This window comes from Streptomyces sp. NBC_01390 (assembly GCF_045040105.1).
GTDB lineage: Bacteria > Actinomycetota > Actinomycetes > Streptomycetales > Streptomycetaceae > Streptomyces.
On the sequence record NZ_CP109551.1, the window covers coordinates 11,131,619 to 11,155,367 of the forward strand.

The window sequence follows — 23,749 nt, forward strand, 5'->3', positions numbered from 1 at the left end:
CTCACTTGGTGGAGGAGAAGGAGTCGAAGACAGCGGTGGTCGTCTGGCCGGGGTAGTTGAGGTTGACGGCGCTCGCGACCATCCCCGCGTCGCCCTCGCCGCCGCTCGCGGACGGCACCGTGGCGGCGGCGATCTGCTGCCAGACGATGCCGTCGGCACTGGCGTAGGCCGTGTACGCGGCACCCTCGCGGGCGAGCCTCAGCCAGGCGGGGTGGTAGGAGGAGCCGCCGCCCGCCCAGGTGTCCAGGCGCCCGTCACCGTCGCTGTCGGTCATGAACTCCAGGCCGAACTGCGCGGACATGGTCAGTACGGCGTAGCCGCCCTTGTCGGGCGCGGTCAGGTCGTTGGCGACGGCGATCCCGGCCTTGGCGGAGGGCCCGCTGCCGGTCTGCGCGACGACCCGTGCCGTCACGGAACCGGAGGAGGGTGCGGCGCCGGGAAGATAGACGGCGGCCTTCTCGTCCTTCCAGCCGGACAGGTCCTGGCCGCCCGCCCAGATGGCGAACTGGCCGCCGTTCTGCGCGTACCGGGCGTCGTCGGTGGTGGCGGTCGTCAGGTACGGCGCCTGTACGCCGGAGGGGGCGGGGGCGACCGTGGCGTCCACCTCGTCGGTGTCCAGACGCCGCTTGCCGCTCTGGCGGTAGGAGCTGCGCACCCCCAACGAGTGGGTGCCCCAGGCAGTGTCGGATCCGGGAGTGACCGTCCAGGTGACGGTGGTGCTTTCCCCGGGGCCGAGGACACGCAGCTGTGCGCCGCCCGCCGGTTCGGCTGACCAGCCCGCCGGGAGATCCAGTCGGGTACGGACGTCGGTGGCCGCCGTACGGCCGTCGTTGGTCAGGGTCGCCGTGATCCTCGTGCCCTGCCCGCCCGCCTGCAGACTCGGCCGGTACGGGGTGAGGCGGACCCGGGTCGAGGGACAGTCGCGCGCCACGCGCAGCCCGGGCAGGTCGATGGCGTCGGCGAACGCCTTCATCCCGGTGTCGTTGGGATGCAGGTGGTCACCGGAGTCGAACGCGGCGGCGTAGCGGGTGGGTTCGTCCGGGTCGCGTACCGCCCGGTCGAAGTCGGCGTACCCGTCGAGGACGCCGCCGGAGTCCCGGACGAACGAGTTGACCTTCTGTCGGTCGGCCTCCTTGGCCTCCGTCCACCAGTCGCCCCAGCCCCGGTACGGGACGACGGTCGCGCCGATCAACCGCAGACCGCGCTCGTGCACCCGCCGGGCGATCTCCTTCATGCCGTCGATCACCTGGTCTCCGGTGGCGCCGCCCCAGCTGAGGTCGTTGACGCCCTCGAACAGGACCACCGTGCGGGCGTTCGGCTGGGCCAGCACATCGCGCTCCAGCCGTTCGAGCGCCGACGGGTTGCCGTCCGTACCGGCCGTGATCCGATTGCCGCTGATGCCCTCGTTCAGTACGCCGGCGGTGGTCGAGCAGGCGGACAGCCGCGCCGCCAGATAGTCGGGCCAACGCCGGTCGGCGTTCGACGTGGAGGACGCCCCGTCCGTGATCGAGTCGCCGAGCGTGACCACGGCCCCGGCCGCGCTGCCGCCCCGTACATCGACACCGGTCAGGAACGGGAACGTGGAGTCCGTACGGGTGAAGGCGGCTCCGGCGGTGTCCCCGGCGTGGTCACCGCCGCCGTCGGGCGTCCAGTAGACGGTCTGCAGGCCCATCCAGTGCTGGCTGATGTGGGTGAGCCGGCCCGGGAAGTACAGGCTGACCACCACGCTGCTCCGGGCGGGCACGGAGAGCCGGACCTGGTCGCTCGCCGCCTCCCCGCCGGCCGGAACCGTCACCTCGCTCTTCCCGCCGAAGTCGAGCCTTCGCGGCTTCGTGACCGCGCCGCCGTTGCCGCTGTCACCGAGTCCGACGGTCGCGTGTCCGATGGTCACCGGCTCGGTGGTGAAGCCGTTGGTCAGCCGGATGCGCACACTCGACCCGCCCGCGCTCACGCGCACGGGAATCCGTACGGTCACCTCCGAGGTGCCCGGGTCGTACGCGGCGTGCTGGGCGGTCGCCCAGGTTCCGGTCCACTTCTGTGTCTGTTGTGCCGCCACGGCGGTGGGGGCGGCCGGGAGCAGCAGCCCTGCCACCAGGGCCCCCATGGCCGCGGCCAGAACCGCCAGTCGTCGGTGTCCGAGCACTACGGGTCCTCCTCAGGAACAGCCGCGGCCGAGGCCGAGCGAGTTGAGGTCGATGGAGTCGGCGAACGCCTTCATGCCGGCGTCGTCGGGATGCAGATGGTCACCGGAGTCGTATGCCTGACCGAGCCGCCGCGGGTCCGCCGGGTCACGTACCGCCCGGTCGAAGTCGGCGTAGTCGTCGAAGACCCCGCCGGAATGCCGGACGAACGCGTTGACCTGTTGCCGCCGGGCTTCCGTCTCCTCGGTCCAGCCACCCCAGGTGAAGTCCTTGTACGGCGTGATCGTGGCGCCGACGACCCGCATCCGGCGCTGGTGCGCCCGGGCGGCGATCTCCGTCATCCCGGCGATGATCTGCTCGGCACTCGCCCCGCCGAGGTCGTTGATGCCCTCGAAGAGGATCAGCGACCTCGCGCCCGGCTGGGACAGCACATCCCGGTCGAGGCGGTCCAGGGCGGAGGGGTTGGTCTCGGTTCCCGCGGTGATCCGGTTGCTGGTGATGCCCGCGTTGAGCACTCCGGCACCGGGCCGGCAGGCGTTCAGCCGCGCGGAGAGCAGGTCGGGCCAGCGCTGGTTGGTGTCCGCCGTCGAGTAGGACCCGTCGGTGATCGAGTCGCCCAGCGCCACCACCGCTCCGGCCCTCGGCGCTGTCACGTCGACGCCGGAGAGGAACGGCCAGCTCGTCGTCGTCCAGGTGAAGGCGTCACCACCGGTGTCGGCGGTATGGTCACCCGCCCCGTAGTCCGTCCAGTACACGGTCTGCTGTGCCCACCAGTGGTCGGTGATGTGCGTGACCTGGCCGGACAGATAGAGGCTGACCACCAGGTCGGCCCGGGCGGGCAGGGCGAAACCGACCGGGTCGCTCGCCGCTTCACCGCCCGCCGGGACCGTGACCTGACGCTTCCCGCCGAACCGGAGCTCGTGGGGCTTGGTGACGGCGGAGCCGCCGTCGCGCAGCCCCACGGTCGCGTGCCCGATGGTCACGGGCCCGGTGGCGTAGGCGTTGGACAGCCGGATACGCACCCGGGAGCCGCCGACGCTGGTGCGCACCGGCATCCGTACCGACACCTCGGACATTCCCGAGACCTCGTAGTGCTCGCTCGGCGCCGTCGCCCAGGTCCCGGTCCAGCCACTTCGACCCACCCGCGGCCCTGCCTGCTGACCGGCTCCTGCGGGCGTCGCCGGACCGGTCACGACGGCGACGAGCGCCAGCAACAGGGCGGCCAACCCGCCGCGTGTCGAACGAACCCCGGCGCGCATCAGGAGCCGCCCGCGCAGGTCAGTTCGGCGTTCGCCCAGTCGGCGTGGTCGCTGGAGACGTCGCCGTTGCCGTCGACTCCGAGGTCCAGCCAGCGGGCGCCGGACACGTCCACGTCGACGGTGGTTCCGCCGTCGGCGCCGGAGACGACCGGGGTGGTGGTGAGGGTGCGGCCGTCGGCGATCACGGAGAAGGAGACGCTGCCGCCGTCACCGACCTCGTCGTCGACTCCGGCGACGGCGGTGAACCGGGTGCAGCCGCCGCCGAGATAGACCCTGACCCGGCTGTCGGCGTGGACGCCGAGGCCCTTGTAGTAGGGGACGCCGGCGATGGTGAGGGTCCGTCCGTCACCCGCCGAGGCCTCGCCGTTGGACAGGTCCTTCTCGACCGGGCCCCAGCCGTTGACCGCCTTGACGAGGGTCAGATCGCTGACGTACGTGTCCTCGGAGAGCCCCGGCGGCGGCACCTGTACGGCCCGTTCGCCGGTGACGCTCTTCGGCCGGCCGCTCTGTTTCAGTCCGGCGGTCGCGGACAGCACGGCGTAGAGAACCGGGTCGGCGGGCGGGGTCACGGTGTAGAGCGCGGTCACCGACGTGCCGGGCCCGACCCGGTCGAAGCCGGTGACTCCGTCGGCGGTCGCCGTCCAGCCGTCCGGGACGGTCAGTGACAGCTCGACGTCGCGGGCGGTGGGGGCGTTCTTCGGCACGGTGAGCGTGACGGGGACCTTGACGGCAGTGCCGGTGCTCAGGAACGGCTCGGCGTCCACCGTGACCCGCGCACCCGGGGCGGGCATGGCGTAGGTCCTCGCGTCGTACGAGGGTGCGGTCACCGTGTTCACCTTGATGCCGCCGGCACTCGCGCCGAGGTCGACGAGCTTCGCCGAACCGGGGCCCGCCGCCTCGCCGGTGGACCACACGGCCAGGGCGATGGTGTTGTCGCCCTGCTCGTGCAGGATGCCCTTGGGGATGACGAAGCGGGTCTGGGGCCCGGTGTCGGGCAGATAGCGGCCGATCAGCCAGCCGTTGACGAAGATCTGGGCGCGGTACGCCGTGCTGCCGCCCTCGGGCTGCGCCAGGTCCAGGGCGATCGCGTTGTCCTGGCCCTTGGGCAGATCGAGTTTCGCGCCGGTGCGGTACCAGCGCACACCAGGTTCCGTGACCCCGGACCGGGCGGACAGCGAGGTGCGCTTCCAGTCGCCGTCCGGGTAGCCGGGCAGCGACCAGCCGGCCCGTTCTCCGTACAGGCCGCCGTTGTTGTACGGGCCGCGTGCGGTGTCGACGGGGTTCTCGCCGCCCCTGCTGCCCTGGATCTTCCAGGTGAGGGTGGAGGCACCGCCGATCACCTCGGCGCCGAGCAGGCCGCGTGGCTCCTTGGAGTAGTCGTGGCCCCATTCCTCGTTGTGGCCCGCGTTCTCGACGAGGACGGCGAGCACGTTGTCGCCGGCGTCCTTGAGTGCGCCCGCCGGGATGTCGAAGGTGTGTGCGCCGTCGCCCGAACTTCCCAGGTAGCGGCCGTTGAGCCAGACCGCGTACTGGCCGGTGGGGCCGGTGTCGGCGTTCAGGGCGAGTGCGGTCGCAGCGCCGGTGGTCCTGAACCGGCCCCGGTACCAGACATCGCCGTGGTGGAAGCCGTACTCGTCCATCGCGAGCACCGGCAGCGAGCCGTTCAGGTCGGCGTTGGCGGCGGTGAGGCGGGCGGCGGTGGGCCAGGCGGAGTCGTCGAAGTCCGGGGCGGTCTCGGGGGCCTCCTCCTTGTACTTCCAGGTCGTCTGCGCGGGCAGCCGTACCGGGCGCGGTGCCTCGGTGACGTTGGTCCTGCGGCCGTTCCAGGTCGCCTTCCGCGTGTTGGCGATGACCTCGATCCTGGCGACGGCGGTCGAGTCACCGGTCAGCCGCAGGGTGCCACCCTTGACCTCCGCCGTACGGACCAGGGACGGGCCGCGTACCAGGACCGGGCCGGCGGAGGTGTCCTGCCGCCACCAGTGGGCGGTCTCGGCGACATCGGCGATCAGCAGTTCCATGCCGTTCACCCGCACCCGGGCCAGCCCCTTGTGGGTGTAGTCCAGCCGCAGGTCGCCGCGTTCGGCGTCCCAGGTGGTGGTGACATCACCGGCGAGCACCTTCACCTGGGGCCGCTTCGCGTACCGCAGTACGGTCTCGCCGGTTTCGCCCGCACGCCCGTACAGCAGGGCCACCTCACGGTCACCGATCGTCGCGTGCGTCATGATCTCCGAGGTGGAGTAGACGAGCCGCTGGTCGCCCAGGTCGTAGCCGGCGACGAGGAGTTTGGCGTCCCGGCCGTCGACGGTGATCGCGCCCCGCTGCGGCACGCGCGGATAGTCGCCGTCCGAGCCGGTCAGGGACAGGGTGGTCTCGTCTCTGTCCTTGACCCGGGTGTCGGCGTGCCGGACGGTGAAGAACTGGGTGCCGTCGTCGGGGTTGACGCGCCGGTCGATGCGCAACGCCTCGTCGGACGGCGTGGGCGCCTCGGCCTTGTCGGTCCGCGCCAGCGAGCCGACCGAGTTCACGAAATACCCCAGGCGCTTGAACTCCTGGTATTTGTCGGTGAGTTGGCGGGACTCGTTGATCGGGGCCCCGTAGTCGTACGAGGTGTAGACGGCGTTGGGGTCGGCGAGCCAGCCCCAGTTGGTGCCGCCGTACGTCATGTAGAAGGACTGACCGGAGACCCCGGCGGCGATGTTCATCTTGCTGAACACCCGGGTGAAGTCGGTGCCGGTGAGCTTCGCACAGTCCTGGTAACCGGTGCCGCCCCACGGGTCGAAGGCGCCGCCCTGTGCCTCCGGGATGAGCAGCGGCGACTCGGGCTTCCAGTCGTTGACGTAGGAATAGTCCGGCAGGTTCTTCCAGACGTCGGGGTCCTTGCAGTCGAAGCCCTGCGGGTAGGCGTCGAAACCGTAGATGTCGGGGGCGCCCTTGCCGCTCACCCAGTTCCGGTTGGCGCCACCGTCGTTGACGAAGGTCGGCACATCGATGCCGTCCTCCTTCGCCCAGTCGATGAGCGTCTGCATGTAGTCGGCGTCGTGGCGTCCGCCCTGGTACTCGTTCTCGACCTGATACAGGATCACCGAGCCTGTGCCGCGCGTGAGTTGGTGACGCGCGATGATCGGATTGATCCGGCTCATCCACTCCCGGGCGTCCTTCAGATACCCCTCCTCGGAGGTACGGTTCACGCCCGTGTGGGTCTTGCGCCACGCCGGGAAGCCACCGCCGGAGACCTCGGCGTTGATGTAGGGGCCGGGCCGCGCGATGACGTACAGACCGGCGCGCTCGGCCTCGTCGAGCAGTCGCTCCACGTCACGGATGCCGGTGAAGTCGTACGAGCCCGGCTCGGCGGAGTGGTAGCCCCAGTCGAAGTAGAGCGAGACGGCGTTGAACCCGCCCGCCTTGATCTTCTGGAGCACGTCGCGCCAGGCGTCCGGGCTGGGCAGCCGGAAGTAGTGGAACTCGGCGCCCCAGATGTACAGGGGTTTGCCGTCGACCTGCACCGCGTACTGGTCGTAGGTGACCGTGTGCTGTCTCCCCGCCGTGGGCGCCGCCTGCGCCTGGGGCGGGGGAGCGGCCGCGGTGGCGGCTGGAGCGCCCAGGGACGTGGCGGCCAGCACCGAGGCGAGCAGCAGCGATCTCAGGCGCCCTCTCATGTGCCCTCTCATGAGGTCAGTCCCTTCACCACGGCCGCCCGCGCGGTCTCGATGTCGGTGACGTTCTTCGTACGGCCGTCCAGGTCCCGAGTTGCCTTCGTCAGGGCCTCCGTGAGAGCGGTGCTGTCACCGCCGTCCTTCTCGCGGAGCCGCGTGATCAGCTCGAAGTCCTCGATGCCTTCCTTGAGTTGCTCCCAGCGGATGCTGGACATCGGCCCGTTCTTCCCGGGATAGACGAGGTACTCGTCGCCCTGGGTGAAGATGTGCACGGGCTGTTTGAAGGGGTCGCTGGTCCAGCTGTTGTACGACCAGCGCAGGAACCCGTCGAGCTCGCGCTGCGCGGAGATCCACGGCAGCATCCGCGACTCGACGGCGGGGGAGTAGGACAGCGTGTTGGGGTGGGCGGGCGCGCCGTACACGTAGAACGTGGTGGTCCTGCCGGCCGCGCGCCGCTCCGCCGCCTTCTCCTTCGTCATCGCGTCGATGCTGCCCCAGTCCACCGACAGGTTCGACGCGACGCCCTCCGTGGTGATCGATCCGGCGACGGAGATACGGTCGTCGAAGACCGGCGCCACCTCGTGCACGAAGTCCTTGACCACCGTCATGGTGCTGATCGGCCGCTCGTCGAAGGACAGCCAGGTGTCCTGGAGCCATCCCTTCTGCTTCAGATGGGCCTCGAAGGCGGGCAGATAGGCGCCCCAGGCCTGCCGCCAGCGGTTCCCGCCCAGATCGACGTTCTCGTAGACGGTCTTCCCGGTGCGGGTGTCGGTGTAGGTGAGGTGCTCCTGGTCCTGGAAGGCCAGCATCGAGAAGGCGCCGATGCCGGGGCCGAGGCCGGCCTTCCTGGCGGTCTCGACGTACTTGTCCCAGCGGGCGAAGTCGAAGGCGAACCTGGTCCCGTTCCACTTCCAGCCGACCATGCTGGTGTACGGCGTCGCGGTCTGCGACTCCCGGGTGCCGAGCGACCACTGGTGGTGCCAGGGGTTGTCGACGATCGTCGTGTTGATGACCTTCTGGCCGCGCGACGCCAGATCACGGTCGTACGCCTCGATGAGCTTCCAGTGCTCCTTAGACCACAGTTCGACCTTGTGCGCCTGGGCGATGGTCTCCGGCTGCGCCCACACGTCGAGAAAGAACTTGTAGTCGGCGGGCGGCGGCACGGTGGTGTCGGCGACGTCGATGGTGAGCGGGTACGTGGCCTGGGTGCCGTCGTCGACCTCGACGCGGACCGTGCCCTTGTACCTGCCGGGCTTGGCGTTCTTCGGGATGTGGAAGGTGAACCAGAGCGGCTGGGCCGCGTACGCGGGTACGTCCACCGAGTCCCGCTCCTCAAGGGGGTCGCCCACGACGTCCGGGTTACGGTCGCCGGAAACCTCCTTCGTGGAGCTGACCTGGTCGATGGTGGCCGACCAGTCGACCTCGCTCTTGGAGCGCTGCACGGGCACGTACTTCACGAACCGCACCTGCGTACTGTCACCGTCGAGCTTCGCGCCGCCCGGCCCGGTCAGGTCGCCGACCCTCGCCTTCACGTCGTGGAGGCTCTTTCCGGAGGCGATCGCGAGCTGCGCGGAGACCTGCTCGCCGCGTACGGCGTCCAGGGCGAGTTCCTTGGTGTCCTTGCCTTCGATGGCGGTCATCGGATAGCGCGGCACGCGGACCTCGGCGGAACTGGCGAAGGATCCCGTGGGCACCCAGGTGAGGGTGTCCCTGGTGCCCATCGCGTCGGCGACCTTCACGGTCAGCCAGGTGGTGGTGGCTTTCTGCCGGTCGTCGTCGGTGGCCGCGATGACGGTCGTGGTGGTCGCGACGAGGGCGCCCGCGAGGAAGGCGGCGGCGAGGGCGGGGGTGCGTGCGGGCCGTGGCATGGAGGGCATGGGTGAACCCCTTTCGGCAAAGGGTTGTCGGGTGCTGCCGAGGCTGTCGGGTGCTTCCGGGCCGCGCTGACCGGGAGCTGGCGTCAGGACGCGGTGACCGAGAAGCCGTCGAAGACGGCCTGGATGCGTTCGCCGGGGTAGTTGACGTTGGCCGCCGAGGCGACCAGTCCCGCGTCCCCGGTGCCGGACGCCGAGGCGACCGTGGCCGAGCCGACGGTGGACCAGGAGGTGCCGTCCTTGCTCGCGTACGCGGTGTAGGCCGTACCGTCGCGCACCAGCCTGAGATAGGCCGGGTGGTAGGTCGGGCCACCGCCCGCCCAGGTGTCGAGCCTTCCGTCACCGTCGCTGTCGGTCATGAACTCCAGGCCGTACTTGTCCGTCATGACGAGGATCGCGTAGCCGCCCTTCCCGGGCGCGGTCAGGTCGTTGGCGACGGCGATCCCGGCCTTGCCGACGGGGCTGGCGGACTCCTGCGAGACGAGCCGGGCCCGCACGGTGGCTTTTTCACCGACCACCCCGCTCTCGTAGACGGCGGCTTTCTCGTCCTTCCAGCCGGACAGGTCCTGGCCGCCCGCCCAGATGGCGAACTGGCCGCCTGCCTGGGCGAATTGGGCGCCGCCGGTGGTGTCGGCGGTGCGGTACGGAGCCGACACCGTGCCCGGCTCCGGTTTCACCTTCACGGGGATGTGGTCGGAGACCTTCGTACCGCCGTCGTAGGTCACCGTCCCGGTGAGGGTGTGGCTGCCCCAGTCGGCGTCGGTGGGCGGGGTGACGGTCCACCGGGTGGTGAGCGTGGCGCCGGCGGCGAGCGACCTGGTGGTCGCGGCCGTGGTGGCCTCGGTGTGCCAGCCGGCCGGCACCTCCAGCGCGGCCGTGACCCGCGTCAGCGGCGGGGAGCCCCAGTTGGTGGCCGTGGTGGTGACCTCGAAGGCCTCGCCGTTGGTGGTCTCCGGCGCGTCGGGGGCGAGCAGCACGGAGGCGGCGGGGGCGTGGACGCCCCTGAGAGCACGCAGCGCCTTGTCCGCGCCCTTCGCCTTGAGGTTCACGAAGGCCGGGGTGACTCCGAGGGGAGCGCCGTAACCCTTCAGGTCCTTCGGGCCGCGGATCACGGTGCCCTGGTTGACGTCGTACCAGGTGCCCGGCGGCAGGTGCACGGTCCGGGTGGCCCTGTCGGTCACCTGCGGCGCGGCGAGGACGGCGGGGCCGAGCATCCACTCGTCCGGGACGGTGTAACTCGCCCTGTCCTTCGGGAAGTCGAAGAACAGCGGCCGGACGATCGGGTCACCGGTCCTGAGAGTCTGCTGGACCTGGTCCCAGATGTAGGGCGCGAGACGTTCGTGCCGTTTGATCGCCGCCCGGTAGAGGTCGATGGTCTCCTGGTCGTAGACGACCTTCCGGCCGGTCGTCACGTCGATGGTGTCGACGGGTGAAGTGGACGAGTACATCAGCGGCATCAGCGACGCCACCTGCGCCGAGCGGATCAACACCTCCTTGTCCGGGGCCGGTTGGCCGCCGGATCCGCCGATCATGTCGGTGGTGACGAAGGGGTAGCCGATGGTGGAGATCGCGAGGTTCTGGGTGACCGCGGCGCGGACCGATTCCCAGCCGGTGCCCTTGTCGACCTGCCGGGTGACGAACCCCGCCCGGTGGGCCGTGGAGTCCCAGTGCACGCGGATGCCGACGCCCTGCAGGTCGAACTCGTCGGCGAGTTCGGTGCCGAGCCGCTGGTAGTCGGTCGGCTTGTATCCGTCGCGCGGGGCGCACCTGTCGTCGAAGAAGCGGGTGTCGAACTTCAGGCCGTCGATGTCGTAGTCGCTCATCAGGGACTTGACGCGGCCGGTGTACCAGGCCCTGGCGTCCGGGTTGGCGAGGTCGATGATCCCCGCCGTGCCGTTCCACCAGGTCACCGTGCACGGCTTGGCGGGGTCGGCGGCGTCCCCCAGCAGGTAGCCCTTGTCGACGGCGAACCGGTAGTTGTCGGAGTCGAGGTTGATCCACAGGGTCGTCCAGAGGCCGAAGTCGAAGCCGAGGTCGTGGATCTTCTTCGACATGGTCTTCGGGTCGGGGTAGGCCTTGGCGTCGAAGGTCAGATTGCCGTAGTTCGACTCCCACTTGTCGTCGAGCTGCAGGGCGTGCCCGTCGAGCCCGGCGGCCTTGAGGTCGGTGGCGTAGTCGAGGAGTTTCTCCTGGTCGATGTTCGTGTAGAACTGCGCCCAGGAGTTCCAGACGGGCTTGGCGTACTGCTCGTACGTGGCGTCGCTCTTCGCCGGTTTCCCGACGATGCCCACGTAGTCGCGGTAGACCTCCAGCGGTGTCGACTCGACGAAGACGGTGGCCCGGTAGGTGTCGGCTGACCGTACGTCGAAGCGTCCGAGCCCGTCCTTGCCCTCGTTGATCGCCACGTCCATGACATTCCCGGTGTCGACGCGGAGCCCGGTCGAGCTGGAGGCGTACCAGAACGGGTCGATCATGTTGTACGAGGCGGGGGAGAACCCCGGGTGCTCGACCTCGCCGCTGTCCAGTGGCCAGGGCTGGTCGGTGCCGGGACCGCCCTGCGGGGTCTCGGCCTCACCGTGCCCGTACCAGTGCCCGGCGGAGGCCAGGTCGTAGGCGAGTCCCAGCCGGTCCGGCTCGACTCCCTCCACGTTCCAGTCGAGTTGGTAGCGGTCGGCGGCCGGCGTGACCCGCGCTTCGATGCCGGCCCCGTCGAGGGTGGTGTCGGCGGTCAGGGTCAGGACGCCGTTCTTCCAGCTCCAGGCGGTGACGTCGGTGGCGTGCTGCCAGGCGTCGCCCGAGCGGAACCGTAAGGCACCCGTGTCACCGCCCGCGGTGGCGAGGACGGGGGTGCCGCCGCGCTCGGTGGTAAGGGCGAGATTGCCGTCGGTGGATATGTCGACGGTGTAGCCGGAGGTCTTCCCGGCGGCCGGTACGGCCAGTGTCAGGCCGTTTGCGGTTTCGGTCACCCTCGGCCGCGGGGCCACATCGGCCCGCACGGACTGGGCGAGGACCTCCGTGCCCGGCGAGGCGATGGTCAGGGTCAGGGCGACGGCGAGTGAGGCGCCGACTCTACGGGGCTGTGCACGCACTGGTGTCCTCCAGCGGGGAGAGGCATGGAGTCTCTGACGAGCTGTGCAAGATCTTGTAGTTTTGCGCACATACTCTTGCAGAAAAATTCATCTGTCAACGATGCGTTCCCTGATTCCTGCGGGGCCCTGCCGGCCGGAGTTGCCGCTGACGACAGCCGGGCCCGCTGCTCACGGCATGAGCCGCGGGCAGCGGGCCCGGCTTCGGAGGTCCGTTGCATTCGGGTGAACGGCGTCGGGTGAGAATCACCGAACGGGTGGGATGGCGAGGGTTGTCCGGGTAACGGTCCGCCGGTGACGGGCGTCGCGAACGCCCTTGCGTGGCGCGGTTGTTCAGGCGCGGATGATCTCCACTCCGGCGGCGGCGAACGGCTCGATCAGCCCGGCGGGAGCGTCCTTGTCGGTCACCAGCACATGGACGTCCTCCAACGGGCAGATCCGCGCGAACGCCCGCTTTCCCAGCTTCGAGGAGTCGGCGACCACGACGACCTGCTGGGCGCGCCGCGCCAACGCCCGGTTGATGCTGGCCTCACCCTCGTGATGCGCGGTCGCGCCGTGCACGGAGTCGATCGCGTCGACACCGATGAAGACGTGATCCAGCGTGATCTCGGCGAGCAGTTCGGTGGCCAGCGGCCCGATCAGTTCGTACGAGGCCGGGCGGGCCACTCCGCCGGTGACGACGAGCTTCACATGGCGGCGTACGACCAGCTCGTTGGCGATGTTCAGGGCGTTGGTGACAATCGTCAGCGACGGCTCGGCACCGCCCTCGGGGCCCAGGTCGCTCCTGGTCGCCAGCGCCCGCGCGACCTCGGTGGTCGTCGTGCCGCCGTTCAGGCCCACCACCGCTCCGGCCTTGACCAGGCCGGCCGCCGCATGCGCGATGCGCTCCTTCTCGGGGGCGTGGCGTGCCGCCTTGTACCGCAGGGGCAGGTCGTACGCGATCGCGTTGATCACCGCGCCACCGTGGGTGCGAGTGACCATCTGCTGGCGAGCCAGTTCGTCGAGATCGCGCCGGATCGTCGCGGCGGACACCGCGAGTTCGGCCGCGGCTGCCTCGACCTCGATACGCCCGTCGCGCGTCAGCAAGTCCAGCAGCGCGCTCCACCTGGCCTGCGGTGCCGCCATCTCAGTCGCTCCCTGTCGGTGGGGTAGACGCTCATGAAACCACGGCTGGGCAGCACCTTTCTGACATCCGTCGCGTTTTTCAGCAATTTATCGTCTCCAAAACAGCAATGTCCTGCAGCAGCTTCCACGTTTTCCGTCATGCGTTATGGCGTAATGGGGTCATGCCGTCGTGCTTCTGCCTGACCGGGGAGGCCCTGCCATGTCGGAGGATCCGTCGGCGGGGACGCCGTTCGTGACCCGCAGGAAGTCCAGTTTCTCGGCGTCCACGGAACCGGCGGCCACCGTGTACACGACGAGACGGACGTCGCAGCCCGGGACGGTGAGCACGTCACAGTCGCACATCACCTCGCCGACCTGGGGGTGTACGACGGTCTTGCGGGCCGAGACGTGCGGACCGACGGCGCCCTCGTCCCACAGCCGGGTGAACTCCGCGCTGGCGGAGCGCAGTTCCGCGACAAGGCCGATCAGCCCGTGGTCGCGAGGGTAGTTGACGAGAGCCGTACGCAGATCGGCGACGAGAGCGGCGTTCAGAGCCTCGCCGTCATGGATCACCGGCCAGGCCGCGAGCCGTCTGGATCCCGGGGCGAAGACCGTCCGCACCAGGTTCCGCTCGACGTGGTTCAGTGCGCTGGGGTCGCCCATCAGGACCGTCCATCCGGGAGTCCACGACAGCAGGGTCCAGTCCGCACTGAACACGCCCACCGGGAACTCCCCGAGGCGTGCCAGCATCCGCTGGACCCCCGCCGGCACATGGGTGGAGATCGTCCCCTCCTGCGGTGGGAGGAGGCCGGCCAGCCGGTAGGCGTGGTCGCGCTCCACGGGTTGCAGCTGCAGCGCCCTGGCCAGGCTCGCCACGACCTGCGCCGAAGGGCTCGTCGCACGCCCCTGCTCCAGCCGCACCACGTAGTCGACCGACAGCCCTGCGAGGTCGGCGAGTTCCTCGCGTCGCAACCCCACGGCACGCCGTCCGGGCCGCGAAGGCCGCCCGACGTCGAGGGGAGAAAGCCGGTCGCGCCAGCGGCGCAGTGCCGTGCCAAGGGTCTCGTCCACTCGACCATTGTGTCCGCCGGACAGCCGGTGTGCCTGGTACTGGCAGTCCTACCGTCGCAGCGGGCACTGGTTGTCCTCACGGCACGGGCGCCGACATTGAACGCATGACAACAACGTTCATCACCGGAGCCAACAAGTCCCTCGGGTACGAGACCGCCCGCCGACTGATCGAGGCCGGCCACACAGTCGTCGTCGGCGCCCGTGATCCGGAGCGCGGCCAGGCCGCCGCCGACGCGCTCGGTGCGCGGTTCGTCCAGATCGATGTGACCGACGACGCGTCGGTGACCGCGGCCGCCGTCGACATCGGGGCTCGCGAGGGCGGCATCGACGTCCTGATCAACAACGCGGGTGTGTTCGGGACGCACAAGTCCGCCGACCAGCTGACGGCCGCCGACGCCAGTGCGGTGTTCGAGGTCAACGTCGTGGGGATCGTCCGGGTGACGCACGCGTTCCTGCCCCTGCTGCGCAAGTCGTCGAACCCGGTCATCGTCAATGTGTCGAGCGGTATGGGGTCGTTCGCGGCCACCCACGACGTGGAGCGCGTCGAGGGCCGAGCCCTCGCTCCGCTCTACACGGCGTCGAAGGCCGCCGTGACCATGCTCACCACCCAGTACGCGAAATCCTGGCCGGACGTGAAGGTCAACGCGGCCGACCCGGGCTACACCGCGACCGACTTCAACGGGCACAGCGGCCCGCAGACGGTGACCGAGGGGACCGACGCGATCGTCGAACTCGCCACCATCGGGGCGGACGGACCGTCCGGAACCCTCCGTGACCGTCATGGTGACCTGGCCTGGTGATCCACGGGCCCGCGATGACGGCTGGTCATGCGGGGCGCGGGGGCTTGGAGCGGTCCCCGGCATGACAAGCTGTGCTTTCCACTGCTCGGTCCCAGGAGGTCACCATGGCTGCAGAGTCTCCATCACCCGAAGGTTCGGAGCCGGTTGACGGCGAGAGCGCTGCCCTCGCGCCCGACGACGAGGGCCAGGACGACGGTCAGGACGACCTGAAGCGAAAGTTCCGGGAGGCGCTTGCGCGCAAGCGTGGCCAGCAGGCTGACGCCGTCGACGGCGCTGCGAACAGCGACAGGTCGAAGATCCACGGCGCGCACGGGCCGGCCGCGAGCCAGCGTTCGTTCCGTCGGAAGAGCGGCGGCTGAGCCCGAACGAACCCTTTCCGGACGGCCTCCAGGCCGGACTCCGCGATGTGACCCGCTGTGACAGACCGCCCCCAAGGTGGGGGTGGTCTGTTCGTGTCCGCTCGTGTGCGTTCGTATCGCTGGTTGAACCGCGACGGCCTCGTCGGTCGGCTTGTAGATGGTGCGTATCGGGGTACCTGGGTCGGCATGGCACCGGAAACTGATCACTCCGCATCCGTACGAGCCCTGCGCCAACTGCGCCGAATCCGCCTGTTCTATGCCGGCGGTGCCGTCTTGTGGGCGGTCTCGGCCGCGTTGGGAGGATGGGACGACCCCGGAAGCCGGCAGATGTGGGTGTCGGTGGTCCTCCTGCTGGTCTTCACCGGTCTGCTGTCGGCGACGTCCGTGTGGCTGTGGCGTCGGCAGGCTTCACGGGGCGGCCCCGTGCACCACGCCGCTCCGCGGCGGACTCCGTGGCATGGTCAGGCCAACGCCTGAGCGTGCGGGAGGGTGGCAACCGGTCAAGCGTCGAACTTCCCTGTGCGTGAGCCCGCCGGGCGAGGTGCTCGGCGGGCTCACGCTGATCCTTGAGGCGCTGAAGGTCTCTCAGCAGGCGTCGGACCACTTGTGGGAGGAGATGTTGTCGTTCATGTTCTCGCCGCCACCCGATCCGTTGTTCGGGAAGTACCAGTCGGCGAGGTTGGCGTAGTAGTAGCCGTTCGCGATGCAGGCCCAGGCTCCGGTGTAGCTGAGGCCCCAGTAGACGTTGACGTCCTCGGACACGCCCGCGTACCCGTTGTTCCAGAGGGAGCTCGCCTGGTTGCGGAGGTTTCCGCCGGGGGAGCAGCTGCTCCAGTCACCGTCGTTGCCGACCCACCTGCAGTATTTGCCGCCCTGGTACGCGTGTTCGTACGCGTAGAAGTACCCGTCCGCCGTCGCTCCGGCCGGGCCCGCCGCGACGGTATCCCGGGACGACGGGCCCGGTTCGGAGGCCTGCGCAACGCCCGGAAGGGCTGACAGGGCCAGGGCGGCGAGCCCCACGGTGGCGAGAGCGGTGGTGAATTTGGTCCTGATCACTGATCACTCCTTGTTGGTGTGGGTGTGGGTGTGGGTGTGGGTGTGGGTGTGGGTGTTGGTGTGGGTGGTGGTGCTGGTTCGGTCGGTGGTCAGAAGGGCGCGGGCTCGTGGCAGGGCGGCGTGTTCCATCCGCGACCTGTCGCGTATCTCGTTCCGGTACCGGGCCCGCAGCTGGGCGTCGTAGCGCCGGTCGAGTCGCCCGGTGGTGGAGGTGAGACCGCTGGTGTGGGCGCACTCGGCCTCGGCCACCGCTGTCCGTCTCTCCAGTCGCCTGCGTGCCGGCGTCGGCGCAGTCCCTTCGGGGGCGAGGAACGCCGCCCGCGTGTGGTCCGGGTCCGGGTAGTGCAGGCCCCGCTCCCGCATACAGGCGGACCATTTCCGCACAGCGGGCTTGAACTCGGCGTTCGAGGTGACCTGTTGCCGGCGCAGGGCGGGCAGGGCCCCGGTGACGACATCGGCACGGAACCAGGCGGCGAGGTCGCCGTAGAGCTCCTCCTGCGCCTGAGCGGTGCAGCCGTCCTTGACGCGCCCGACGGTCAGACCGTTCGGGGAACGCACCTCCAGCCGTTCGGCGGACCGGTCGCCGTTGTAGGCGGCGACGGCGCGCTGCCGGTCGGCTGCGGGCAGCTTCCTGAAGTAGCGCTGGTTGGGATCGTTCGCGCGCAACTGCAGGCGTCGAGCCTCGAGGTCGCTGCCGTAGCCGTGGCGTGCGGCCCAGCGGATGTCGTCGATCACGTACGGGAAGTCGAGGTCCTCGGGGAGTGGCCGGCGGGGTACCGGCCAGGTCCGGAAGCCGCGTGCGGCCATGCAGGACTGCGTGAGCCGCTGCTCCGCGTCGTGCAGCAGATCCTGTTCTCGTTCGGTGAGGAGCCGCGTCGACGCGACTGGCGCAGTGACTGTCGACGTGACCTTGGTGTCCTGGTCGTCCGATGGCGCCGGTGCGTCGCAGGAGACGACCGTCGCGAGGGTGGCCGTGATGGCGACCGCGATCAGTGTGGTGCGTCGGTGGAACCGGTAGCAGCGCACAACTCCCCCTGGATGTACGGCACATGGCTGCTCCGATCGCGCCGGAGCCGCTGGCTGGAACGTCCGATCCAGGTGTACTGGTCCCGGCGTTGTTCGCTGTCGGGCGACCGGTGCCGAACAAACAAGTTCTGAAAAACGCGACGCCGCCGTACAGGCGGTGACATGGGGGGAGGACGGCGAAGTGCGGATCGCCGCGATCCAGGTCGAGGCCGTAGGCCCGAGGCCGCGCGCGCCGGGATGGTCAACCCCCGCAACAGTGGGGACCGCGCGTCACCCCGGACCGGCTCCTCGGACGTCGGACGCCTGGCGTCGTCGTCGGGTCAGTTGGACCGCGATGCCCAGCGTCGCCAGGCCGGACAGAGCCATGGCCGTTCCCGCGTCGGTGAACTCCGCGATGGTCCCGAACGCGACGGGGCCCAGACCCTGCGACGACATCATTCCGGCGGAGAGCAGGCCGAACGCCTGACCGCGTGCTGTTTCCGGGACCGCGTCCAGGAAGGGGCGCTGAAGGCCGAGTCCGTAGGCGAAACCGGCCCCGGTGATCAGCAGGAGCACCGCGCAGACCAGCCACGGCGGATCGACGGCGAAGACGAGCAACGGCGCGCCGAGGACCACCACCAGTGCGGGGACCAGACGTTCCCGTGCGGCGGGGGAGAGGAAACGGCCGACGACCAGGTCCCCGGCGAGCATGCCGACCGGCAGACAGGCGAGCAGGGTTCCCGTCGAGCCGGGGGACATGCTCCGACCGCCCGTGAACGGAACGACCAGGCTCTCCGCGCCGGCGACGAACGCGGCAGGCAGCCACTGGGCGAGCAGCAGCGTCCGTACGGTCCGGTCGGTGAGCAGCGCGCCGCTCTCCGACCAGCTGTGGCGGAGCACCGACGCGCCCGGGCCGGGCCGCGCCGCCTTGCCGGGCGCGGGCAGGTCGGGCAGTCGTACGCGAACGGCGACCGCGGCGATCAGATACGCGGCCGAGCTGAGCAGCAGTGAGTTCCGTGGCCCCAGCGACACGATCGCGACCCCGCCACCGGCCAGACCGAGCAACTGGGCACCGGACGCGGACATGTTGGACAGTGAACGCCCGAGGACGTACGCGTCGCCGGTGAGCGTCTCGGCGACGAGCCGTACGGAGACGCCGCTGAAGACCGGGGTCAGACAGGCCACGGCGGCGAACAGGAGGAGGAGCACCGGCACAGGCAGGACAACCAGCCCTGCGGCGGCGGCCGTCGCGCAGGACAGGACGTGGCCCGCGACGACGAGCGGGCGCGGGCGGACCCGGTCGGCGAGCGAACCGAGGAAGAGCGAGCCCGCGAGCTGTGGCAGGAAGCCGACGCCGAAGGTCAGGGCGCCCAGGAGCGGTGAGCCGGTCGTCGTGAAGACCAGGACCGACAGGGTCATGATCCGTAGTGAGTCGGCGGTGACCGTCAGGGTTCTGGTCACGAACAGCAGCCGGAACCGCGGGTCGGCCAGCACTTCCCGGTAGGTGGCGTGCCGCTCCGAATCAGGGGTGATCGTCACGGGGACAGCGTGCCGGGGGCGCCGTGGTCCGGTCCACCGTTGTGCCCCGGGGCGGGACAGGATCCGGGACAGTGGCCCCATCATCCTGGGACGTGTGATGCCGGAGAATGGTGCAGCATACAGGCGCCTTCGGCCCGGCAGTCACGTTCCCGCGCCGGCCCCTCGGTGCCGATCCGCCTGCCTCACCTGCTCCGTCACCGACCGAAAGGGACAGGACATGCTGATCGACCACATCGACGTACCCGAGCTGGCCCCTGGGACGTATCTCGAGGAGGAGGCCCCGGACGTGGCCACCGACTCGCCCGCGGAACGGGCCTGGCTGCCCTCCTACCAGGCTGCCCTGACCGTCTGACGCACGGCGCGCACCCGGCAGGGGCGGCGTTCCCAGCCGGTGGGCCCGCCCCTGCCCGGCTCCCCTGTCCGTCTCCCCTGCCTTCTGCCGCCCGACATCGAAGGACGGTTCGTCGTTGTTGTCCGAGCTTCCCGCCACCGAACTTCCGTCCACCGGTCTCCCCTCCACCGACCTCGGTGCCTCCGACGCGGTCGCCCGGGCCGACTCCCTGCTCTGCGCCGACCGGCAGTTCGGCGACTCCGCGGCCGTCGGTGAGCGCAACTACGCCCGGTTCCGGCTCGGGCTGACCATGCTGGCCCACCGGGACGACAGTTGCGCGCAGACGCTGCGTACGACGGCTGCGGAACCGGAGGAACGGCTTCGGCCGCTGTTGTTCGACCCGGTGCTGCGGCAGTGCTTCGAGGACGACATCCTGCGCCTGGAGAACGGCACCCTCGAACACAGCGCGCTCGGGCGGTACCTGGCTCGGTACATAGGCGAACGGCCGGTGGCCGACCCGCCATCGGTGGGCCCCTGCGAAGGCCTCACCCAGCCGCGCCGGCGCGCCTGGCCCGGCCTCGGAAACGCCTGGCTCCTCACCGAGTTGAAGCCGCGCGACCCGGTGGACGAGATGCTCGGCGACCGTCTCATGGAGCTGTACCGCGACGCGCTAGGTGACGGCCCCGCCCGGGCGCAGGCCCCGGTCAGTCCGACGAGCGCCGACCAGGCCACCCTGCGGGAGGGCGCGGAACTCCTCGCGTCACTTATGCCGGCGACGGGAGCGAGCGTTCTCGGACACATCACCATGGTCGGCTTCACCCGCCGGGAGACCCAGGAAGGCCCCCTCCAGTCGATGTCCGGTGGCGACCCGCTCCCGTCGTCGGTGCTGCTGTCCCCCGAACGCTGCACGAGCCCGTGGCTCGCCGCCGAGAGCCTGTTGCACGAGGGCTCCCATCTCAAGCTCTTCGACGCGCTGCGGACCGGCTCCGTGGTCAGGAACGCCACGGAGCGGGTTCCGATCCCGTGGCGCATCGGGTCCTGGACGGTCATCCGGGTGTTCGTCGCCCTCCACTTCTACGTGCACCTGCTGGTCTTCCAGGCCGCGGCCACCGCCGCCGACGAGGCGGTCCGCAAGCGGTTCGGCCCACCCCCGGCGGCCGAGGTCATCGATGAACCCAGCCCCGGCACCCCCGCCGCGCTGCACGGAAGTCACCGGACCAGCGCGGAACGGGCCCGCTACCTCGCCGAACGTGTCCTGGCGCTGCCCGAAGAGGCGTTGACCGAGAACGGGCACCGGTTCGCGCGCTGGCTCCTCGCCGTGCTCCGACTGGTGGACGAGGACGCGCCGACACCCCAGGACCGTGCCGGGACAACGGCGGACCGTCCGTCCGCCGCCGCGCCGCTCACGGGCGCCTACCAGCGGGTCACGCCAGTGGACGCGTGCGCCCTGCCCGGCCTGGGCCAGCTCCTCGTCGGTGACGCCGCTTCGGCCCGGATGCACTGGCTCAACTCACGCTCGTGGACGGTCTATTCGCTGTGCGACGGGCGGGACCTCGACTCGCTGCGCGCCGCGTACGCCGACGCGGCCCGACTGACGCCCGGCTCAGCCGAGGTCGACCGGCATGTGGGAGACAGTGTGCGGCAACTCGTGGCCGCGGGCCTCGTCACCCGGCTCGGCTGACGCTTCCGTCCGCCGGGGACCCGGACAGCCGTACGGAAAGAATGGCCTCCGAACGGCTGGAGGCGTGGATCTTCGGCAGGATGGCCGAGACGTAGTTGCGCACGGTCTTCTCCGAGATGAACAACTCCCGTGCTATCCGGCGGTTTCCGTAGCCGAGGGAGACCAGCCGCAGCACTTCCTGCTCCCGGTTGGTGAGCGCCGGGAACCGAGGGATCTCGTCGGTTCCCGCCAGGCGCATGAGGAGGGCGGAGAGACTGTCGCCGATCCGGGGGCCGAGGGTGACGCAACCACGTTGCACGGCCCGCACGATGCGCAGGAGGTCAGCGGTCTCCGTGTCCTTGAGGAGATAGCCCGTCGCGCCGGCCGTCAGCGCGGCCAGCAGGAGGCTGTCGTCGTCGTGCTGCGGGGACACCGCGGCGATCATCCGTGTCGTCGGGCTCTGCCGGTGCAGCCGCCGGAGCAGCCCGACTCCTGTACTACCGGGCAGATCGAGATCGACGAAGACCACGTCGGGCCGCTGCTCGAGCACCGCCCGCACTCCCGTGTGCGGATCGCCGGTCGCGCCGGGGACGGTGAATCCGTCGCCCTCCAGCGCGGCCCGTAATCCATGCAGCACCAGGGGAATGCTCTCGATCAACACCACGCGCGCACCGGCGTCGCGGACCGCATCGGCCATTCCTGAGTCCATCCTCACACCTGAGTACCCGAGCCGGTCCAGAGTCGTTGCCGCAGCCTATCCGCTACCCGGCCGCACCCCGATGCATTCGTCGGCGAGTCCGCCAACGGCCGTGACGGGTGAGGAAGTTGGGTGTCGGTCGGACCCCGTGGCGACATCAGGGCACCTCTCGGGGCGGTTACCCCAGCGTCCAGGTCTGGTTGTCCCTTCCGTTGCATTCGAACAGGACCGCCCCCGTACCGCTCGCGCCGCCGAAGATGTCGACGCACAGCTGCGCCTGGGCGGCCCTCAGTTCCGTACCGTCGAGCTGGAACTCCTGGCTCGCGCGGCCGTCGCAGCCGGCCAACTGGACCTCGGTCCGGCTGGCCGTCGCCCCACCGGCCGCGGTCATGCACTTCCCCGACGACCGGACGGTGCCGTCCGAAGCGATCCGCCACCGCTGCGCCGCGGACCCGTCGCACGTGGCCTGGAACAACTGGACGCCCGCGGTCCCGGTGCCGCCGCTCAGGCACTTGCCCGAGGCGGCGACCACCAAGGGGCGGCCGGACTGGGCGTCCGAGCTGCCGGATCCACTCGCCGGGGCCGAGGCGTCGTCGCCGGACTCCTGGCCGACGGTCTCCTGGGAGGACTGGGACGTGGGCTCGGACGGAGCGGTCACCGTAGGCGACGCGCCGCCCGAACCCGCGCTACCGGCGGTGGTCGAGGTACTCCCGGAACTCGGCGAACCGGCCGAACCCGACGGCGAGGAGACGGGGGAGGACGCCACGGACGTGTCCGGCGCGTTGGCGTCGCCGACCGCCGACGGGCCGTCCGACGCCGAGGCGCCGCTGCCCTTGCTGTTCTGCTCCGGCGTCGCCAGGACCAACCACGCGGAGGTCACCAGCAACGCCATGACGGCGGCAGCCGCGGCGAGCACGACCGGCTTCTTCCATCGGCCCGCCGACCCGTTCCCGCGCGGATCGGGCGTACCGGCGGCCGGGCGTTCGGCGGCCCCTTCGGCAGCGGACGGCTCGCGCATCCCAAGCCCGGGGTCCGGCTCCGCCTTCCGCTCCGGACCCGAAGCGGAAGCAAGAGCTGGAATCGGAATCGGCATGGGAAGGGGAATCGGATTGGCGGCGTCGTCGGCCGCCGCACGGACTCCTCCCGGCACGCGCAGCAGGCGCTCGGCGTCCTCGGCCGACAACCGCTCCGACGGCTTACTGGCCAGCAGGCCCTGGATCAAGGGGGTCAGCGGCCCGGCGGACCGGACCTGGGGGACCGGCTCCATGGCGATGGCGTACATGGTCTCCGTCACCGAGGCCCGCAGGAACGGTGATCGGCCGTCCACCGCCTGGAAGAGGGTGGCCCCCAGCCCCCACAGATCGGCCTCGGGACCCGGAGGGGCGCCGACGAGGCGCTCGGGGGCGATGAAGTCGACCGACCCGACCAGTTGCCCGGTACGGGTGAGAGCCGGCGTCTCGGCGGCCTGGGCGATGCCGAAGTCGGTGAGAATCACCCGGCCGTCCTCGGCCAGCAGCACGTTCGCCGGCTTCACGTCCCGGTGCATGATCCCGGCCCGGTGCGCCGCCCGCAGCGCCGCGAGCACCTCGCGGCCGATCCTGGCGGCCTCCTCGGGCGGGACCGGGCCGTGCTCTTCGGTCAGATCGGCGAGAGTGGTGGAAGGGACGTACTCCATGACGATGGCGGGCAGGCCCTCGTCGACCACGACGTCATGGACGACGATGACATTGGGGTGACTGATCCGCGCCGCACTGCGGGCCTCGCGCCGGGTGCGCTCGAAGAGGACGGCCAGGTCGTGGTCGTCGAGCTGCGGCTGGGGATGGAGTTTCTTGACGGCGACCTGGCGCGCGAGGAGATCGTCGTGGGCGCGCCAGACCGTGCCCATGCCTCCCCGGCCGATCCGGTCGAGGAGACGGTATCGGCCGCCGATCAGCCGTCCTTCGTCGGACACCGTGGGTTCCTTTCGGCTGCTGCGGGGCCGATCCGGTCGGCGGTCACCACGGGACCTGTCCGGCCGGGGAGCCGCTCAACGGCCCCTTGGCTGCTGGCTGTTGCACGGAGCGCTTATCAGCCAAGAGGGTGAGCATACGTCTGTTCGGACACGCCTTCGCATC

General features: G+C 70.3%; 17 protein-coding genes. 5 read left to right on the forward strand and 12 right to left on the reverse strand.

All coding sequences use genetic code 11. From position 1 onward, the window contains the following. Position 1: 1 nt before the first annotated feature. From OG241_RS49655 to OG241_RS49685, 7 genes are all read right to left on the reverse strand, one after another. Positions 2-2,143, reverse strand: coding sequence for a GDSL-type esterase/lipase family protein (locus OG241_RS49655; RefSeq protein WP_405825785.1), 2,142 nt, complete (start codon positions 2,141-2,143; stop codon positions 2-4). A 12-nt stretch (positions 2,144-2,155) separates the two neighbouring features. Then, complete coding sequence (locus OG241_RS49660; RefSeq protein WP_405825787.1) at positions 2,156-3,367, reverse strand: SGNH/GDSL hydrolase family protein; 1,212 nt, start codon at positions 3,365-3,367, stop codon at positions 2,156-2,158. A 32-nt stretch (positions 3,368-3,399) separates the two neighbouring features. After that, the gene (locus OG241_RS49665; protein WP_405825788.1) at positions 3,400-7,056 is read right to left on the reverse strand and encodes a beta-galactosidase; all 3,657 of its coding nucleotides are present in this window, start codon (positions 7,054-7,056) and stop codon (positions 3,400-3,402) included. 8 nt (positions 7,057-7,064) lie between these two features. Next, a complete protein-coding gene (locus tag OG241_RS49670; protein ID WP_405825789.1) occupies positions 7,065-8,930 on the reverse strand; it encodes a glycoside hydrolase domain-containing protein in 1,866 nt (621 codons plus the stop codon). An 83-nt stretch (positions 8,931-9,013) separates the two neighbouring features. Then, positions 9,014-12,016, reverse strand: coding sequence for a TIM-barrel domain-containing protein (locus OG241_RS49675; RefSeq protein WP_405825791.1), 3,003 nt, complete (start codon positions 12,014-12,016; stop codon positions 9,014-9,016). A gap of 330 nt (positions 12,017-12,346) precedes the next feature. Further along, positions 12,347-13,138, reverse strand: a complete 792-nt coding sequence (locus OG241_RS49680; RefSeq protein ID WP_405825793.1) for a DeoR/GlpR family DNA-binding transcription regulator — start codon at positions 13,136-13,138, stop codon at positions 12,347-12,349. A 159-nt stretch (positions 13,139-13,297) separates the two neighbouring features. Beyond that, positions 13,298-14,188, reverse strand: a complete 891-nt coding sequence (locus tag OG241_RS49685; RefSeq protein ID WP_405825795.1) for a helix-turn-helix transcriptional regulator — start codon at positions 14,186-14,188, stop codon at positions 13,298-13,300. Between the two features lie 104 nt (positions 14,189-14,292). Here OG241_RS49685 and OG241_RS49690 point away from each other — a divergent pair, with 104 nt between their 5' ends. From OG241_RS49690 to OG241_RS49700, 3 genes are all read left to right on the forward strand, one after another. Further along, positions 14,293-14,988: an SDR family NAD(P)-dependent oxidoreductase gene (locus OG241_RS49690; protein WP_405825797.1), complete on the forward strand. Its 696-nt coding sequence runs from the start codon at positions 14,293-14,295 to the stop codon at positions 14,986-14,988. Positions 14,989-15,092: 104 nt separating this feature from the next. Beyond that, positions 15,093-15,347 carry a DUF5302 domain-containing protein gene (locus tag OG241_RS49695; RefSeq protein WP_405825799.1) on the forward strand — a complete coding sequence of 85 codons (255 nt, stop codon included), beginning with the start codon at positions 15,093-15,095 and terminating at the stop codon, positions 15,345-15,347. Between the two features lie 186 nt (positions 15,348-15,533). After that, positions 15,534-15,824: a hypothetical protein gene (locus tag OG241_RS49700; protein ID WP_405825800.1), complete on the forward strand. Its 291-nt coding sequence runs from the start codon at positions 15,534-15,536 to the stop codon at positions 15,822-15,824. Positions 15,825-15,932: 108 nt separating this feature from the next. Here OG241_RS49700 and OG241_RS49705 read toward each other — a convergent pair whose 3' ends face one another. The 3 genes from OG241_RS49705 to OG241_RS49715 all read right to left on the reverse strand — a co-directional run bounded on the left by OG241_RS49705 (position 15,933) and on the right by OG241_RS49715 (position 18,947). Continuing rightward, positions 15,933-16,403 carry a peptidase inhibitor family I36 protein gene (locus tag OG241_RS49705; protein WP_405825802.1) on the reverse strand — a complete coding sequence of 157 codons (471 nt, stop codon included), beginning with the start codon at positions 16,401-16,403 and terminating at the stop codon, positions 15,933-15,935. A gap of 3 nt (positions 16,404-16,406) precedes the next feature. Beyond that, complete coding sequence (locus OG241_RS49710; protein WP_405825804.1) at positions 16,407-17,429, reverse strand: hypothetical protein; 1,023 nt, start codon at positions 17,427-17,429, stop codon at positions 16,407-16,409. A 270-nt stretch (positions 17,430-17,699) separates the two neighbouring features. Continuing rightward, positions 17,700-18,947, reverse strand: coding sequence for an MFS transporter (locus OG241_RS49715; protein WP_405825806.1), 1,248 nt, complete (start codon positions 18,945-18,947; stop codon positions 17,700-17,702). Between the two features lie 217 nt (positions 18,948-19,164). Between OG241_RS49715 and OG241_RS49720 the strand changes: the two genes are divergently transcribed. Beyond that, positions 19,165-19,299: a hypothetical protein gene (locus OG241_RS49720; protein WP_405825808.1), complete on the forward strand. Its 135-nt coding sequence runs from the start codon at positions 19,165-19,167 to the stop codon at positions 19,297-19,299. A gap of 118 nt (positions 19,300-19,417) precedes the next feature. Beyond that, positions 19,418-20,959: an aKG-HExxH-type peptide beta-hydroxylase gene (locus OG241_RS49725; protein WP_405825809.1), complete on the forward strand. Its 1,542-nt coding sequence runs from the start codon at positions 19,418-19,420 to the stop codon at positions 20,957-20,959. On the opposite strand, the gene OG241_RS49730 is transcribed toward OG241_RS49725, so the two are convergent. Further along, positions 20,943-21,647 carry a response regulator gene (locus OG241_RS49730; protein ID WP_405825811.1) on the reverse strand — a complete coding sequence of 235 codons (705 nt, stop codon included), beginning with the start codon at positions 21,645-21,647 and terminating at the stop codon, positions 20,943-20,945. The two genes, OG241_RS49725 and OG241_RS49730, sit on opposite strands and share 17 nt — an antisense overlap. A 166-nt stretch (positions 21,648-21,813) precedes the next feature. Beyond that, positions 21,814-23,586 carry a serine/threonine protein kinase gene (locus OG241_RS49735; RefSeq protein ID WP_405825813.1) on the reverse strand — a complete coding sequence of 591 codons (1,773 nt, stop codon included), beginning with the start codon at positions 23,584-23,586 and terminating at the stop codon, positions 21,814-21,816. Positions 23,587-23,749 lie beyond the last annotated feature (163 nt).

Coding starts and splice junctions, on each gene's coding strand:
- OG241_RS49665 (WP_405825788.1), bottom strand. CDS start 7,056: ATGAGAGGGCGCCTGAGATCGCTGCTGCTCGCCTCGGTGCTGGCCGCC.
- OG241_RS49670 (WP_405825789.1), bottom strand. CDS start 8,930: ATGCCCTCCATGCCACGGCCCGCACGCACCCCCGCCCTCGCCGCCGCC.
- OG241_RS49680 (WP_405825793.1), bottom strand. CDS start 13,138: ATGGCGGCACCGCAGGCCAGGTGGAGCGCGCTGCTGGACTTGCTGACG.
- OG241_RS49690 (WP_405825797.1), top strand. CDS start 14,293: ATGACAACAACGTTCATCACCGGAGCCAACAAGTCCCTCGGGTACGAG.
- OG241_RS49695 (WP_405825799.1), top strand. CDS start 15,093: ATGGCTGCAGAGTCTCCATCACCCGAAGGTTCGGAGCCGGTTGACGGC.
- OG241_RS49700 (WP_405825800.1), top strand. CDS start 15,534: ATGGCACCGGAAACTGATCACTCCGCATCCGTACGAGCCCTGCGCCAA.
- OG241_RS49720 (WP_405825808.1), top strand. CDS start 19,165: ATGCTGATCGACCACATCGACGTACCCGAGCTGGCCCCTGGGACGTAT.
- OG241_RS49730 (WP_405825811.1), bottom strand. CDS start 21,647: ATGGACTCAGGAATGGCCGATGCGGTCCGCGACGCCGGTGCGCGCGTG.